The 15,253-nt window shown below is 66.1% G+C and carries 17 protein-coding genes and 1 tRNA gene; 9 read left to right on the top strand and 9 right to left on the bottom strand.

Annotated elements, in window-relative coordinates; translation table 11 throughout:
• The first annotated feature begins 40 nt into the window (after positions 1-40).
• A complete protein-coding gene (locus ACQR13_RS17595; protein WP_315828019.1) occupies positions 41-1,336 on the top strand; it encodes an MATE family efflux transporter in 1,296 nt (431 codons plus the stop codon).
• Between the two features lie 71 nt (positions 1,337-1,407).
• Here the strand turns inward: ACQR13_RS17595 and ACQR13_RS17590 are convergent, their stop codons facing one another.
• A complete protein-coding gene (locus ACQR13_RS17590) occupies positions 1,408-2,502 on the bottom strand; it encodes a quinone-dependent dihydroorotate dehydrogenase (RefSeq protein ID WP_315717952.1) in 1,095 nt (364 codons plus the stop codon).
• Positions 2,499-2,843 (bottom strand): DUF952 domain-containing protein, encoded by a 345-nt coding sequence (locus ACQR13_RS17585; protein ID WP_434863030.1) that lies wholly within the window; start codon positions 2,841-2,843, stop codon positions 2,499-2,501. Before ACQR13_RS17585 ends, ACQR13_RS17590 begins: the two co-directional genes overlap by 4 nt.
• A 253-nt stretch (positions 2,844-3,096) precedes the next feature.
• Between ACQR13_RS17585 and ACQR13_RS17580 the strand changes: the two genes are divergently transcribed.
• Positions 3,097-3,858 carry a carbonic anhydrase gene (locus tag ACQR13_RS17580; protein WP_315827971.1) on the top strand — a complete coding sequence of 254 codons (762 nt, stop codon included), beginning with the start codon at positions 3,097-3,099 and terminating at the stop codon, positions 3,856-3,858.
• A 198-nt stretch (positions 3,859-4,056) separates the two neighbouring features.
• Here ACQR13_RS17580 and ACQR13_RS17575 read toward each other — a convergent pair whose 3' ends face one another.
• The 6 genes from ACQR13_RS17575 to ACQR13_RS17550 all read right to left on the bottom strand — a co-directional run bounded on the left by ACQR13_RS17575 (position 4,057) and on the right by ACQR13_RS17550 (position 9,382).
• A complete protein-coding gene (locus ACQR13_RS17575; protein WP_315751260.1) occupies positions 4,057-5,703 on the bottom strand; it encodes a lysine--tRNA ligase in 1,647 nt (548 codons plus the stop codon).
• A 141-nt stretch (positions 5,704-5,844) separates the two neighbouring features.
• A complete protein-coding gene (locus ACQR13_RS17570; protein ID WP_316175635.1) occupies positions 5,845-6,753 on the bottom strand; it encodes a transporter substrate-binding domain-containing protein in 909 nt (302 codons plus the stop codon).
• A 98-nt stretch (positions 6,754-6,851) separates the two neighbouring features.
• On the bottom strand, positions 6,852-7,445 hold the full coding sequence (locus tag ACQR13_RS17565) for an SCO family protein (RefSeq protein ID WP_315717162.1): 594 nt from the start codon (positions 7,443-7,445) through the stop codon (positions 6,852-6,854).
• 21 nt (positions 7,446-7,466) lie between these two features.
• The gene (locus ACQR13_RS17560) at positions 7,467-7,655 is read right to left on the bottom strand and encodes a hypothetical protein (RefSeq protein WP_315751257.1); all 189 of its coding nucleotides are present in this window, start codon (positions 7,653-7,655) and stop codon (positions 7,467-7,469) included.
• A 130-nt stretch (positions 7,656-7,785) separates the two neighbouring features.
• The gene (locus ACQR13_RS17555) at positions 7,786-8,310 is read right to left on the bottom strand and encodes a hypothetical protein (RefSeq protein ID WP_315751255.1); all 525 of its coding nucleotides are present in this window, start codon (positions 8,308-8,310) and stop codon (positions 7,786-7,788) included.
• Between the two features lie 712 nt (positions 8,311-9,022).
• Complete coding sequence (locus ACQR13_RS17550; protein WP_315717159.1) at positions 9,023-9,382, bottom strand: hypothetical protein; 360 nt, start codon at positions 9,380-9,382, stop codon at positions 9,023-9,025.
• A 165-nt stretch (positions 9,383-9,547) separates the two neighbouring features.
• Here ACQR13_RS17550 and ACQR13_RS17545 point away from each other — a divergent pair, with 165 nt between their 5' ends.
• Entirely contained in the window at positions 9,548-9,913 is a 366-nt protein-coding gene (locus ACQR13_RS17545; RefSeq protein ID WP_434863029.1) for a nuclear transport factor 2 family protein, read from the top strand.
• Between the two features lie 176 nt (positions 9,914-10,089).
• Positions 10,090-11,955, top strand: a complete 1,866-nt coding sequence (locus tag ACQR13_RS17540; protein WP_316165595.1) for an AMP-dependent synthetase/ligase — start codon at positions 10,090-10,092, stop codon at positions 11,953-11,955.
• A gap of 34 nt (positions 11,956-11,989) precedes the next feature.
• On the opposite strand, the gene ACQR13_RS17535 is transcribed toward ACQR13_RS17540, so the two are convergent.
• Positions 11,990-12,063, bottom strand: a tRNA-Gly gene (locus ACQR13_RS17535).
• Between the two features lie 230 nt (positions 12,064-12,293).
• On the opposite strand from ACQR13_RS17535, the gene ACQR13_RS17530 reads away from it, so the two are divergent.
• The 5 genes from ACQR13_RS17530 (at position 12,294) to ACQR13_RS17510 (ending at position 15,250) form a co-directional block, all read left to right on the top strand.
• Complete coding sequence (locus tag ACQR13_RS17530) at positions 12,294-12,713, top strand: SPW repeat protein (RefSeq protein WP_316165596.1); 420 nt, start codon at positions 12,294-12,296, stop codon at positions 12,711-12,713.
• A gap of 223 nt (positions 12,714-12,936) precedes the next feature.
• A complete protein-coding gene (locus tag ACQR13_RS17525; protein ID WP_315827965.1) occupies positions 12,937-13,509 on the top strand; it encodes a methylated-DNA--[protein]-cysteine S-methyltransferase in 573 nt (190 codons plus the stop codon).
• A gap of 77 nt (positions 13,510-13,586) precedes the next feature.
• Entirely contained in the window at positions 13,587-14,426 is an 840-nt protein-coding gene (locus ACQR13_RS17520; protein WP_315827964.1) for an AraC family transcriptional regulator, read from the top strand.
• A gap of 52 nt (positions 14,427-14,478) precedes the next feature.
• On the top strand, positions 14,479-14,838 hold the full coding sequence (locus tag ACQR13_RS17515; RefSeq protein ID WP_315751247.1) for a VOC family protein: 360 nt from the start codon (positions 14,479-14,481) through the stop codon (positions 14,836-14,838).
• Positions 14,839-14,848: 10 nt separating this feature from the next.
• On the top strand, positions 14,849-15,250 hold the full coding sequence (locus ACQR13_RS17510; protein WP_315717152.1) for an SRPBCC family protein: 402 nt from the start codon (positions 14,849-14,851) through the stop codon (positions 15,248-15,250).
• Positions 15,251-15,253: the final 3 nt, after the last annotated feature.

The following is a 15,253-nucleotide window of genomic DNA, read 5'->3' as shown; positions in this document are numbered from 1 at the left end:
GCCATTCTTGACCGCTTCAGCCAAAGTCACGACCGCGCAGGTGTTCGACATCGCGGGTCCCGCGATGATCGCCAACCTGACGACGCCGCTGATCGGCATCGTCTCGACCACGGCGATCGGCCGGCTCGGCGAAGCCGCCATGCTCGGCGGCGTCGCCATGGCCTCGGTGATCTTCGACTGCCTGTTCTGGCTGTTCGCGTTCCTGCGCGCCAGCACGCTCGCCTTCACCGCGCAATCGCTCGGCGCCGGCGAGACCGACGAGATCCTGATGGTCCTGATCCGCGGCCTGGCGCTGGCCGCGCTGATCGGCGTCAGCCTGATCGCGCTGCAACTGCCGCTGGGGGCAATCATCTTCGACCTCATGGGCGGCAGCGACGCCGTGCTCGGCGCGGCCCGCACCTACTTCATGGTCCGGATCTGGTCGGCGCCGCTGGCGCTTGCCAACTACGTGCTGCTCGGCTGGCTCGTCGGATTGGCGCGCGCACGGCTGGCGCTGGCCATTCAGGTCGCGATCAACCTGATCAACATGGCCGCGACCATCCTGTTCGTCCAGGTGCTGCAGGCCGGCATCGCCGGCGCGGCGATTGCCGCCGTCATCGCGGAGACGGTCGGTGTCGCGATCGGCCTCGTGCTGGCGCGCCGATTGGTCAAGGCCGACGCCCGGATGTCGCGCGCGGCGCTGCTCGACCGCGCCAAGCTGATGCACATGATGGCCGTCAACCGCGACATCATGATCCGCACCGCGGCGATGATCATCGCCTTCCTGTTCTTCACCTCACAGGGCGCGCGCGCCGGCGACACGACGCTGGCCGCCAACGCGGTGCTGAACAATTTCCTGCTGGTGGCCGCGTTCTTCCTCGACGGCCTCGCCAACGCCGCCGAGCAGCTCTGCGGCTATGCGTTCGGCGCGCGCAACCGCGGCGCCTTTTCCGGCGCCACAAGGCTGGTGCTCGCCTGGGGCTTCGGCTTCGCGCTCGCGGTGGCCGCGATCTTCGCGCTGTTCGGGCCGGTGCTGATCGACGTGATGACGGCAAGCGATGCGGTGCGCCGCGCGGCGCGCGACTATCTGCCGTTCGTGGTGGCGTCGCCGCTGCTGTCGGTATTCGCCTTCGCATTCGACGGCGTCTATATCGGCGCCACCTGGGCGCGCGACATGCGCAACCTCATGGTCGCGGCGCTGGTCGTCTTCCTCGGCACCTGGCTGGCGCTGCGCGGCTTCGGCAATACGGGCCTGTGGATCGCGATGCTCAGCTTCTACGCGGCGCGCGGCGGCTTCCAGGCCGCACGCTATCCGGCGCTGCTGCGGGCGTCGTTCGGCAACAAAGAGAGTTTGTAGGGGGCGCTGTATCGCGCAGCGCGCTTTGCGACCCCGCTCGCCCTACACTCTTCGCCGAAGATCAAGCGCATCTAAACCGGCCAGTCCTCGGCGGTGATCGTCGCGGCGTCCGCACCAACGATCTCCGACAGCGAATCGCGTCCCGTGCGCAGCAGGGTCGAGGTCAGGTCGGCCTTGATGCTCTCGACCAGGCCGAGGCCCTTGTAGACCAGCGAGGAATACAGCTGGATCAGGCTGGCGCCGGCGCGGATCTTGGTGAGCGCGGCGCCGCCGGTGTCGATGCCGCCGACGCCGATCAGCGGGAACGCACCTTCGACGCGCACGAAGGTCTCGGCCACCATGCGGGTCGATAGCCGGAACAGCGGCCGCCCGGACAGGCCGCCCTGCTCCTTGGCGCGCAACTGCTCGCGCAGCGAGCTGGGCCGGGCGAGTGTCGTGTTCGACACGATCATGCCGTCGACTCCGCGCGAGCGGGCGACATGGACGACGTCGTCGAGCTCGGCGAGGCTGAGATCGGGTGCGATCTTGAGCAGGACCGGCGTATCGCCGGCTTTCCGCCGCACGCGGTCGCGCGCCTCGAGCACCTTGGACAGCAGCTCGTCGAGCTGAGACGCCTGCTGCAGGTTGCGCAGGCCCGGCGTGTTGGGCGAGGAGATGTTGACGGTGAAATAGCTCGCCACCGGCGCGAAGGTCTCGATCAGCCGGACGTAGTCGGCGACACGGTCGACCGAATCCTTGTTGGCCCCGACATTGACGCCGACGATGCCGCCCTGGTGGGCGCGCCCGGCCAGGCGCCGCAGCACGATCTCGGCGCCGTCATTGTTGAAACCCATGCGGTTGATGACCGCCTCGTCGCGCTCCAGCCGGAACAGCCGCGGGCGCGGATTGCCGCTCTGCGGCCGCGGGGTCACCGAACCGATCTCGACGAAGCCAAAGCCGAGCCGCAGCAGCGCGTCCGGCACCTCGGCGTTCTTGTCGAAGCCGGCGGCCATGCCGACCGGATTCGGGAAGTTCAGGCCGAAGGCGCGCACCGCGAGCTTGGCATCATCCGGTCGCGGCTTGATCGCCGGCAGCAGCTTCAGGCCCTGGATGGCGAGCCGGTGCGCATCCTCAGCGTCGAGCCAGCGGAGCAGCGGCAGCGAAAGCTGGTCGAAGGCGCGAATCACGGCTTCAGGTCCGGAATGTCGTGGCCGCCATCGGCACGGCTGTGCATCTGGTGAACGCCGGTCACGGCACCGAGATCGAGCTCGCCATACAGATGCGGGAACAGCTCGTCATTGCGCGAACGCTCCCAACGCAGCGCATCGCCGAGCGCGTCCGCCTCGACCTCGACCAGGAACAGCGCGCTCTGTCCCGAAAAGTGCTTCAGCGCCGTCTCCGGCACCTGGGAGGCGGTCGAAAAATGGATGAACCCGTCGCGCAGATCGTCCGCGCTGCCACGGTAGACGCCCAGCCGCTCCGCCTCGCGCCAGGCCGAAGCTGAGCAGATTTTGTAGATTTTGGGCACCTTTGCGCGGTCCTGGCTTGAGCTTGAGTTTGCTGATGTTTTCGGGAGCGGCCGACCGTATCGGCAGGGGGCAGCGAACTCAAGCATCGTTTGCCCAGGACAGTCCGGCGGCCGACCCGCTCAGGTTGTATCCGAGTGACGCGAGCTCGCGGGGATGCAACCGGTTCCTCAGCAAGAGTTAACCCGATTCGGCTTTCCTGTTGCGCGCGATTCGCAACCGATCATGCCCACGCTTGAACCTTTGGAGATTGTCATGGACCGCCGCCACGTCTTGAAGGCCCTTGCGGGGCTCGCCCTCTGCCCCGTCTGCGCTACCCCGGGCTTTGCCGCCGAAGGCGCCCCGCATTGGAGCTATGAGGGCGCGACCGGGCCGGCTAAATGGGGCGATCTCGACGCGGCCAACAAGGTCTGCGGCGTCGGCACCCAGCAATCGCCGATCGACATCGAGCACTCGACCCGGGCCCAGCTTCCCGATTTCCGACTGAGCTGGGCCAGGACCGCCGACACCATCGTCAACAACGGCCACACCATCCAGCTCAACTTCGCCGATGGCAGCAGCACCATGAAGCTCGAGGGCACCACCTACAAGCTGCTGCAGGTGCATTTTCATCGTCCGAGCGAGCACCAGATCGGCGGCAAGAACTATCCGATGGAGGCGCATTTCGTGCACCGCGCCGCCTCCGGCGGCCTCGCCGTCGTCGGCGTTCTCATGACCACCGGGCGTCCCAACCCCGCCTTCGCGCAGATCGTCGCGACGATGCCGGATAAGGAGGGTCCCGCGGTCAAGGCCGATCCGCGCATCAACCCCAACATGATGCTGCCGGCACGCCGCTCCTATTATCGCTATGCCGGCTCGCTGACGACGCCGCCCTGCTCGGAGGTGGTCGAATGGCTGCTGCTGAGCGAGCCGGTGTCGGTCGCGGAAGCGGACGTGGAGAAATTCGCAAAACTGTATCCGATGAACGCCCGCCCGGTGCAGAAGCTCGACCGCCGCTTCGTGCTGCAAGGGGTGTAGTTCATTCGGCTCCGGTGGCTTCGAGCTGAAGCGGCCGCCACAAACTCCGCTGTCGTCCCCGCGAAGGCGGGGACCCATACCGCGGAAGCTGGATTGTTTTGGAAGGTGGCGGAGACCCTCCGCCAAATTGTGTCCGGTGGCTATGGGTCCCGGCGCAAGGCCGGGACGACACCTTTGGTGGCGCGATGAGCTTGGCAATCACGCGCTGCGTGCCAATGCCCCGTCGATCATCGCCACCGCATTGTTCACGCCGTAGACCGCGACGAAGGACCCAAAGCGCGGGCCCTTCTCCTGGCCGAGCAGCACCTGGTAGAGCATGTTGAACCAGTCGAGCGAGACACCGGGGCGGCCGTCCTTGCCCTTCTTGGCGTGGTCGAGGAACGGCTCGCGGCGGCCGATCTCGTAGACCACGTTCTGAATGTCCTCGGCCGTCGCGTCAGCCGGCAGGTTCGACAGCGCATCGCGCAGGTCCTGCAGCGCCACGCGCTCACCCTCGGTCGGCTCGCGGAAGGTCTTGGTCGGCGCCACGAAGTCGCGATAGTAGTTGATGGCGTAGCCGACCATCGCGTCGAGCTTGGGATGGGTCTGCGGCGTCACGCCCGGCCGGTAGCGGCCGATGAACCCCCACAGCGTCTCGGCATTCTCCGCGTTCGACGACGACACCAGGGTCAGCAGCAGCTGGAAGGTGACGGGCATGTCGGCCTTCGGCGGCTTGCCGGAATGGATGTGCCAGACCGGGTTGCCGAGCTGCTGCTTGGCGTCCTGCTTCGGAAAGCCTTCCAAGAACTGCTGGTAATCGTCGACGTTGCGGGGGATGACGTCGAAATACAGCCGCTTCGCCGCCTTGGGCTCGCGATACATGAACAGCGACAGCGATTCCGGCGAGGCGTAGCGCAGCCATTCGTCGATGGTCAGGCCGTTGCCCTTCGACTTCGAGATCTTCTGGCCCTTCTCGTCCAGGAACAGCTCGTAGTTGAAGCCCTCCGGCGGCGTGCCACCGAGCGCCGCGCAGATCTTGCCCGACAGCTTCACCGAGTCGATCAGGTCCTTGCCGGCCATTTCATAGTCGACGCCCAGCGCATGCCAGCGCATCGCCCAGTCCGGCTTCCATTGCAGCTTGCAATGGCCGCCGGTGACCGGAACGGTCATGCGCTCCCTGGTTTCGGGATCGTCATAGGAGATGGTGCCGGCCTTGGCGTCGTGCTCGACGATCGGCACGTACAGCACGAGGCCGGTGCGCGGGCAGATCGGCAGGAACGGCGAGTAGCTCGCCGCGCGCTCCTCGCGCAAGGACGGCAGCATGATCGCCATCACCTTCTCCAGCCGCTCCAGCATCCGCAGCAGCGCCGCGTCGAACTTGCCGGAGGTGTAGTACTCGGTCGACGAGGCAAACTCGTAGTCGAAGCCGAACCGGTCGAGGAAGGCGCGCAGCCGCGCATTGTTGTGCGCGGCGAACGAGGGATATTCGTTGGAGAACGGGTCGGGGATTCGCGACAGCGGCTTGCCGAGGTGGGTGGCCAGCATCTCCTTGTTCGGCACATTGTCCGGCACCTTGCGCAGGCCGTCCATGTCGTCGGAGAAGGCGATCAGGCGGGTCTTGATCTTGTCCTCGGTCAGCACGCGGAAGGCGTGGCGCACCATGGTGGTGCGCGCGACCTCGCCGAAGGTGCCGATATGCGGCAGGCCGGACGGACCGTAGCCGGTCTCGAACAGCACCTCGTCCTTCGGATTCTTCTTCAGCCGGTTGACGATCGCCTTCGCCTGCTCGAACGGCCAGGCGTTGGAGTTTTCGGCAAGCGCGCGCAGGTCGCTCGGGCTGGTTGGGACGAGATCGATCGTGGACATCGTGAAAAAGACTTCTCCGAAGACGTCAGTGCAAAACAGAGGTCATGATACCCGTCATTCCGGGGCGATGCGAAGCATCGAACCCGGAATCTCGAGGTTCCGGGTTCGCGTCTTCGACGCGCCCCGGAACGACGGCAAGCGCTAGAACGGGCTGATCGAGAAGTAGCGCAGCCACAGGTCGGTGTAGCGGCCTTTTTCCCAGACCCGGAACAGCGCCCAGTTCAGCGCCTGGCGCAAGAGGTCGTTGCCCTTGCGCACGGCGATGCCGACGCCCTCGCCGAAATAGCGGCTTTCGACGAAAGGTCCACCGGAAAAGGCGCAGCAATCGCCGGAATCGGTGCCATTGACCCAGAACGCCAGCGAAATGCCGTCGCCGAAGATCAGGTCGACCTCGGCCCGGCGCAGCGCCTGCCGCAGCGCCTCGTCGTTCGGATAGCTCTTGATCTCGGCGTCGGTGAACATCGCCTTGAGGTAAGCCTCGTGCGCGGTGCCGGCGACGGCGCCGATCTTCTTGCCCTCGAGAAATTCGGGGCGGATCTCGGTCATGACGGCGTCGCGGCGGGACACGAAACGCGCGGGCGCCCGGTAATACGGATCGGAGAAATCGGCCCGCGCCCGCATCTGCGGCGTCACCGCGATCGAGGCGATGATCGCATCGCCCCGGTTGGAGGACAGCGCGTCGAGCAGGGTTTCGAACCGGCGCATCTGGACGGTGCAGGTCACCTTGATCTCGTCGCAGATCGCCCTGGCAAGATCGACGTTGAAGCCGGCCGGATTGCCGTCCGGACCGGTGAAGTTGAACGGAGGATAGTCGGTCTCGGTCAGGAACCGAATCACCGTGAGGCGCGACAGATCGGGCCGCTCCGGTCGGCGTCGCGGGTCCCAGAACCCAGGGACGGCCTGCGGCGCCGCTTCGACCGCCGGCCGCACCGGCGCCTGGGCGCGCGCCTCCGAGCCGGCTGCGGCCAGGCCGAAGCACAGCAGCGCGCCGGCAATGGCGGCGCCGGCCGCAGGCGCGGATTTCACGGGCTTTGACAAGACGGTCGGCATCAGCGGTCCCGATGGTCAGCGCCTTATAGACCATCCATGCGCAAATTCGAGGCTGGATTCGGCCCGGAGGCGGCCGCCCGGCTGGAGCGTTAACGCGCTCAGAGGTATTTCTTGAGATCCGCCGCGGCTTCCTCGGGCGTCCGCTTCAGGTTGAACGGTGCGACGAACCGGCCGTTGCGGTCCATCAGATACACCAAAGCGGTGTGGTCCATGGTGTAATCGCCGTCCTTCAGCGGGACCTTCTTGGCATAGACCCGGTACTCGGTGAGAACCTTCGCCAGCACCTCGGGATCGCCGGTCAGGCCCTTCAGATGCGGGTCGAAGCTGGAGAGGTAGTCCTTCATCGCGGCCGGATTGTCGCGCTCGGGGTCGACCGAGACGAAATAGGCGTTGACGCTGTCGGCGTCCTTGCCCATCGCGCGCAGCACCTCGGAGATCTCGAACAGCGAGGTCGGACAGACGTCCGGGCAATGGGTAAAGCCGAAGAAGATCAGCGTCGGCCGCCCTTCCAGGCTCTTCTCGGTGACGACGGCACCGCTCTGGTCGGTCAACTGAAACGGGCCGCCGATCGCGGCCGGCGCCGCGATGTTGCGGCCGCCGCCCATGACAAGGAACATCAGCGACAACCCGACCACCAGGCTGGCGGCGAAGGCTCCGACGATCACCAGCGGACGGGTGACATTGGACGGCATTGCGCGCTCCTTCACTGTCTCTCAGAAGCAGGCCTGCCAGCCGGCCGCGATGGTCTCGAAGAACACCGCGGTCCCGTACTGCACCCACATCGTCACGGCGCCGACGACGAGCCCGATCGCCGCGATCCCCGCCGCGAGGGCCGGAGCAGAGGCCGGACGCCGGGCTCGCGATGCGGACGGTATCTCTTGGGGCGCTGAAAGAGGCTGCATGATGGCGTACTCATCGGCCGGAGCCGGCCAAGCGGCCCACCCCTCTCGCTCCAGATAAGCCCCGCAGCCGGTCCAGGCAAGCGCCGCAGTCGGGCCGCGATCGCCCGAAGCGGCTAGTGCCTCAGTGTGATCAATGCGAGGCAGAGGCCTTGGCGGCAGCCGGCGAGATGGTCGGTGCATTGGGCACGACGTGCGAGGAGGCCGGAGAGGACGCCTGGGCATCCATATAGCAGGGCTTGTACATTGCCTGCAGCTCCCTGCCCTTCAGGAAGATCATCCGGGGCGTCAGGCCGCCGCGCTGGGTGATCCAGCGGCGGATCGGCGAAGGGTACATCGAGTACAGCATCTGGGTCGCCTCGGGATTGGTGACGGCGCGGCCGTTGGCGCCGAAATCCCAGGCGGCGTGGAAGCCGAGATTGGCATGCGAGGTGACACAGATCTTCTCGTGCGGGATCGCCCCAAGCACGATGGTGCAGGCCGATGCGCAGAGCCCGTCGATGATCACATACTCACCGGAGGATCGCAGGCCCTGGTACTTGTCGACATAGGTTCCGATCCGGCCACCGCGGTCATCGGCGATCCGGACCACGGCCTGGCTGGCGCCGACCCCCGACAGCAACAGAACGACCGCAAGCAATCCCGTCCAGAATTTCATGTCGAGCCCCAGTGCAACCCGGCGAAAACCGATCTGACCGACTTTGGCACGCTTCGTGTGATGCGCTTCTTGTGATGCTTGGACTGCGGTGGACCTTGCAATCACGACCCCATCCGCAGAACCGGAACGCGAAAGCCAAATCCAAATCGCAAATGCAGCGTGTTTCGAGATCGTGTTTTTGTCCAGGAGAGCGCAGCTGCGAAAGCCAAATTCACCGCGAGTGTTGCAAGCCCGCTGCACCAATGAGTCGCTACCACCGAAAATGGACCAACGCTGGTTCCGGACATGGCGGTGGCGCCACGAGCAAGGCAGAGGCCCGGCATGATTCGCCCATCGGCGCGGCAGCGGCGTCACGGCGGCACAAACGACACTCCGGAGAAACCCGGGGCCGAGCTTCCGCGCGACACGCGCCCCGCTGCCCAGTGACGGCGGGACGCTCGCCCGCTCATCGCCGGCCCAGGGGTGCTCGTGCGATCACGATCGCGGGTGCGGGCTTCCGCCAGCCCCGACGGCATGGCCGAAATCCGGAGATGCGACGAATGCAATCACAAGGTTGGACCGTTCGGCCGAGCCCCGCGCCGCAAGCGGGCGCGGCAGGGTCTCTCCTCGCACCGCGCCGTCTGGATCGGGAGATGGAGCGAGGTCGGACCGATATCGCGCTGGCAGCCGGGGAGACGATCTGCCTCCCGATGCTTTCGCCGTCTGGACCGAACTAATTATCGGGCAGCCGAATCCGTGCACCAAAGGTGACGAGCGGCGCATCGGCGGCGCCGAGCTGGATCTGTCGCTCCGGCACCTCCTGATAGCTGCCGTCTTCAATCTTTCTTAATTCATATTGCCAGACAGTTAACGTCTCGCCGCGCGCGAGCGCATCGCGGATGCGGCTGGCGCCGCGTCCCGGCAGCTTGACGAGATCGTCGCGCATCATGCCGATCATTGTCGGGCTCTCGCCGCGATGCAGCTCGAAGAACACCATGCGATTGGGCTTGTCCTGCGGCTTGAGCACGGTATCCGCCGTGAACAGCACAAGACAAATTGCGACGGCAATCCACTTCCAAGTGTCGGACATCATGAGACGCATTCCCCGCACCGCCTCTGCGCGTGGCGTAGCCCTCGCGCAAACGGGCGGCAACTTACAGTTCTGCCATTCCGGATGAGATGACGTTCGACGTAATCGATTCGCTGCGCGCCGGGCGCGATGATGGGCTCCTCATCGTTCACAACATGGAGAGCACCAATGGCCAACCCGACCGAGATCGCCGAGAGCTACATCGCGCTGTGGAACGAACGCGATGCCGCGCAGCGCGGCGCGTTGCTCGCACGTCACTGGACCGCGGATGCGCTCTATGTCGACCCGCTGATGCGCGGCGAAGGACGCGATGCCGTGGACGGCCTGGTCGCGGGCGTGCAGCAGCGCTTTCCCGACTTCCGCTTTCGCCTGATCGGCTCCGCGGACGGCCACGGTCGTCATCTCCGCTTTTCCTGGGAGCTCGGCCCCGAGAATGCGGAAGCCCCGATCCTGGGCACGGATTTCGTCGAGCTGGCCGACGGCCGCATCCAGCGCGTCACCGGGTTTCTCGACAAGGTCCCGCAGGGCGCCTGACGGACGCCCCGATCCGCCCGACCTCCCACAGCGGGGTCGGCCTGCCGCGATTGCCGGGCTCCCATGCGCAGACGCACGATCTGTCTCGTGGTGATTGCGCTACGTCAACGTCGGACCCGGTCCGCCGCTGCAGAGCTTCTGCTTCGCGACGGAGTTCAGGATCGCCGGAGACGGGCGTGCAGCACTCAAATCCCATCGATGATCACGCCATGGCGGCCGACACGCTGGCCGGTATCACCACCTTGCCCGAACTCTGGCGCTGGCGCGTCGAACGGAGCCCGGACAAGCAGGCCTACCGACATTTCGACGCAGGAAGCGGCCGATGGGCGAGCTTCTGCTGGCGCGAGATCGATCTCGTCGTCGAGCGATGGCGGCGAGCGCTCGCGGCCGAGGGCTTCGCCCAGGGTGAGCGTGTCGCCATCCTGATGCCGAACGGGATCGCGCATCTCGCCATTGACCAGGCCGCGCTCTCGCTCGGCCTGGTGCCGGTGCCGATGCATGCCGTCGATAATGCCGACAGCATCGCCTACATCCTCGCCGATTCCGGTGCCCGGCTGCTGCTGGTCGATTCGGACACACGCTGGGATGAGATCGCAGCGGTCGGCGAGGCCCTGCCCGACCTGGGACGGATCGTCTGCGCCGACCGGCAAACGACCCCGCCGACCGGCGATCCGCGCCTCGTCGATCTGGAGGCGTGGTTGAAGGCGCCCGGCGATGCCACGCCTCCCGGCACCCGGATCGCCATCGCGCCGCACGACCTCGCCGCCATCGTCTACACCTCGGGCACGACGGGCCGGCCCAAGGGTGTGATGCTGTCGCACGACAACGTCGTTTCCAACCTCAAGGCCATTCATCAGCGGCTGGCGGCCGATACCGACGACGTATTCCTGTCGTTCCTGCCGCTGTCACACACGTTCGAGCGCACCGCGGGCTACTACTACCCGATCGCCATCGGCGCCTGCGTCGCCTATGCGCGCTCGGTGAAGCAGCTGTCCGAAGATCTGGTGGAGGTCCGTCCGACCATCCTGATCTCCGTGCCGCGCATCTATGAGCGCATCTATTCGGTCATCATGCATCACCGCGCGATCGCAAACCCGCTGGAACGGGTGCTGCTCGACCTGACCATCGCGATCGGCGGCCGTCGCTTCGATGCGCAGCATGGGCGCGGGACGAGACTCTCGGCGTTCGACCGTATCGCGTGGCCGCTGCTGCAACGCCTGGTCGCCGCCAAGGTACTGGCTCGATTCGGCGGACGGCTGCACGTCGCCGTCAGCGGCGGCGCCCCGATCGCCGAGCCGGTGGTGCGGCTGTTCCTGGCGCTCGGGCTCGAGGTGCTGCAGGGCTACGGCATGACCGAGACATCGCCCGTCGTCAGCGTCAACACGCCTGACGACAACGACCCGCGCACCGTCGGCCGCGCCCTGCCGGGCATCGAGGTGCGCATCGGCGACAATGACGAGTTGATGGTGCGCGGCCCAAACGTGATGCTCGGCTATTGGCACCGGCCGGAGGAGACCGCGCGCACCAGGGAAGCCGACGGCTGGCTGCACACCGGCGACCAGGCCCGCATCGACAGCGGACGCATCACCATCACCGGTCGGATCAAGGACATCCTCGTCACCTCGACCGGCGAGAAGATTGCGCCCGCCGATCTGGAAACCGCGATCCTGACCGATCCGCTGTTCGAGCAGGCCATCGTGATCGGCGAGAACCGGCCGTTCCTGACCGCGATCGTCGTGCTCAACGCCAAGGGCTGGGCTGAGCAGCAGGCGAGGCTCGCGGCGCACGGCCAGCGCGGCAACGAGGCCGAAGCGGCCTCCCTGCTGCGCCACATTGCGCGAGCCGCGAAGGCCTATCCGTCCTACGCGACGCCGAAGGCGGTGCATTGGACCTTGGAGCCGTGGACCGTGCAGGAAGGCCTGATCACGCCGACGTTGAAGAACAAGCGTCCGGCGATCGAGCGGAGCTTTGCGAAGGAAATCGAGGCGATCTATGCAAAACGCCCGTCAGCTTCGCGGCCGTCGGCTATCGTACGAAGCTGATCTTGCAGGGCACCGCAGCAGGACATCGCGGCATTGGAGCGGGCGAAGGGAATCGAACCCTCGTATGCAGCTTGGGAAGCTGCCGTTCTACCATTGAACTACGCCCGCGCTAGCCAATGCTTAGCCGAGACCATGCGTTTCGCCAAGCGGCTTGTTGCCGCGAGACCGCCAAGGCCGCGGGGGGCGGACGCAAGAGTTCTACCACCGGCCTGATCTCCCGATCGTGATCGGCCGCAACCGCAGGCTCCGGAACGGATCGGGCCGATCGCGCTTTTGCCCGTTGGAAGCGGCGCCTCTCCCTGTTTCGCCACGCCGTGAAGGTCATGGGAGCTCACATCATGCAAAGCCACAGCCCCGCGTCTCAGACCGCCCCCTCGAAAGCCCTCGCCGTGATGTCGGGTCCGTCGGCGCTCGACCTTTACACCCTCGGCTGCGGTCTGTTCCTAGCCGTCGCGCCCTGGCTGTTCGGCTTCGTCGGCAGCGTCGGCCGCATCAACGCTGAGTTGGCGGGGGCTGCCGTCATCGTGCTCTCGCTCGGCGGCCTTCTTGCGTTTGCCGATTGGGAGGAGTGGCTGAAGGTCGCGCTTGGAGTGTGGCTGGTTGCAGCCCCATGGCTGCTCGGATTCGTGCATACGTCGGCGATGCATGTCAGCATCGCCATCGGGATCACCGTGACCTTCCTGAGCCTGCTCGAACTGTGGCTTGCGCATGATCCCGATTTCGCCGGCGATAGGCCTGTATCGGTGAGCCGGCCGTAGCGGCTCTGGTCGATCGCGCCTCGCCTGCGTGCGGCGCCGCATTCCGCGATCGCAATGCCGATGACAGAGATCGCAGACAGCGATCGCAACGGCACGCTTGACAACCATCACCCAAATCAGGGCAAACCCGCCCCGGTCAGGTCACGCTGTTAACACTTTGTAAACAAAGTTGATGCGGGCGATCGTGACGATGATATGATGTGGTGTGGGTTGGGGTGGCGTCATGGGGCGTGGGTATACGATCTTTGATACGGCCCTCGGCCGTTGCGGCATTGCGTGGAGCGATGTCGGAATCACCGGCGTACAATTGCCGGAAGCACGGGAAATCGAGACGCGGCGGCGCCTGTTTCGTCAGTTTCCCGACGCACGGGAGCAGCGCCCGTGTTCGAATACTGAACTCGCCATCGAAGGCATCGCGGCCATGCTGCGCGGGCAGGACGTCGACTTCTCCGACGTTGCGCTCGACCTCGACGGCGTCACGCCGTTCAACCAGCGCGTCTATGATTGCATTCGCGCCATTCCGCGCGGCGAGACGCGCACCGCCGACGCGATCGCAGACGAACTGCACGTTCCCAAGGCGCTGAATTCGATCGCGCAGGCGCTGAGTAGGAATGCGCTCGTGCTGATCGTTCCCTGTCACCGCGTGCGTGACATCGGCAACGGACTCGACAAGCCGTCGCCCAACAGCGGCATCGTCTCCAAGCGTCGGCTGCTGTCGCTCGAAGGCGCAAAGCCTCATGCGGGCCTGACGTTGTTCGACGCGTTTCTCGCCATCGACAGGCCGCGCGCATTGTAAGCCCGCCTTCGCGCGTCGCGCGATATTATCTCGCACGACGCCCTCCTCTTTCCGCCGCAATGCGCTAGATTTACAGGATGACCACCACCATCCTGTTCGAAAGCCGCGACGTCACCGTGTCCGAGTTCCGCTGTGCAGCGGTCCCTGGCGAGCGTCCCTATGTCGAGCAGTATGCCGGCTACTCGCTGTCCTATGTGCGCAAGGGCAGCTTCGGCTGCCGGCACCGCGGCCGCTTCTTCGAGCTGGTCACCGGCTCGCTGCTGGTGGGCCATCCCGGCGATGAGTTCATGTGCACGCACGATCACGTCTGCGGCGACGAATGCCTGTCATTCTTCTTCGATGATGCGCTCATCGACGAGATCGGCTGCGACAGCCAGGCCTGGCGGGCTGGCGCGATGCCGCCGCTGCCGGAGCTCATGGTCCTCGGTGAGCTCGCGCAGGCCGTCGCCGCGCGCGAGCAGGACCTCGGTCTGGACGAGGTTGGACAGATCATCGCCAGCCGCTTCGTCGCGACCGCCACGGGCCGGCAGGAACGGGCGGCGACGCCGAGCCTGCGCGATCGCCGGCGCGCGGTGGAGAGCGCATTGTGGATAGACGACAATGCGGAGCGCGACATCGACCTGGCGGCTGCGGCGCACGAAGCCGGCGTCAGCCCGTTCCATTTCCTGCGGCTGTTCGCGGCGACGATCGGCGTGACGCCGCATCAATATCTGATCCGCTCCCGCTTGCGGCGCGCCGCGCGGCGTCTCAGCGAGGAGGACACGCCGGTCACCACCATCGCCTATGATTCGGGCTTTGCCGATCTGTCGAATTTCACCCGCACCTTCGCGCGCGCTGCCGGCGTGTCGCCGGCGAAGTTTCGCAAGGCCTCGCGCGGCGAGCGCAAGATTCTCCAAGACCATCTGAGCCGCCATTGATTGGATGATCCCAGCGCGTGCGGCAGCCGCATGCGAAGCATGGAGATCATCGATGTACGATCATATCGGCCTCAAGGTCGGCAATCTCGACGCCAGCGTCCGCTTCTACACATCGGCGCTGGCGCCGCTCGGCCACATCCTCTGCTCCAAGGACGAGGCGTCGGCGGGCATCGGCCCGAAGGGGGAGCCGGCGCTGTGGCTGTATGTCGACAAGGGCGCCAGCAAGGGCGCCGCCCATATCGCGTTCCGCGCCCAGGACCACGCGGCCGTCGCCAGATTCCACAGCGAGGGGCTGAAGGCCGGCGGCAGCGACAATGGCGGCGCCGGGCCGCGCGCGGACTACAGTCCGACCTACTACGCCGCCTTCCTGATCGATCCCGACGGCAACAACATCGAAGCCGTGTGTCCGTGAGGTCAAGCCCATGGCATCCATCCAGAAGGACATTCCGATCGCAGCCCCGGCGGGTGCAGTGTGGGACGCCGTGCGGGATTTCGGCGCTGTTCATACCAGGGTGGCGCCCGGCTTCGTCACCGGCACCACGCTCGACGGCGACGTCCGCATTGTCAGCTTCGCCAACGGCAGCGTGGTGCGCGAGCAGCTGGTCGACTGCGACGATCAACGCCGGCGCCTCGTCTATGCCATCAAGAACGAACGCATCAGCCAGCACAGTGCGTCGTTTCAGATCATCCCGGAAGGCGAGGAGCGCTGCCGGGTGATCTGGACCACCGACGTGCTGCCGCACGAGATCGCACCCTATATCGATCAGCAGATGGAGCTCGGCGCGCGCGCGATGCAGGACACGTTGGGCAGGCTGCGCGGATAGCGG

The sequence above is a fragment of the Bradyrhizobium sp. HKCCYLRH3059 genome (genome assembly GCF_051168035.1).
In the GTDB taxonomy this organism is placed as follows: domain Bacteria; phylum Pseudomonadota; class Alphaproteobacteria; order Rhizobiales; family Xanthobacteraceae; genus Bradyrhizobium.
Note: the sequence above shows the minus strand (reverse complement) of the source record. Positions and strands in the feature narration are given on the sequence as shown.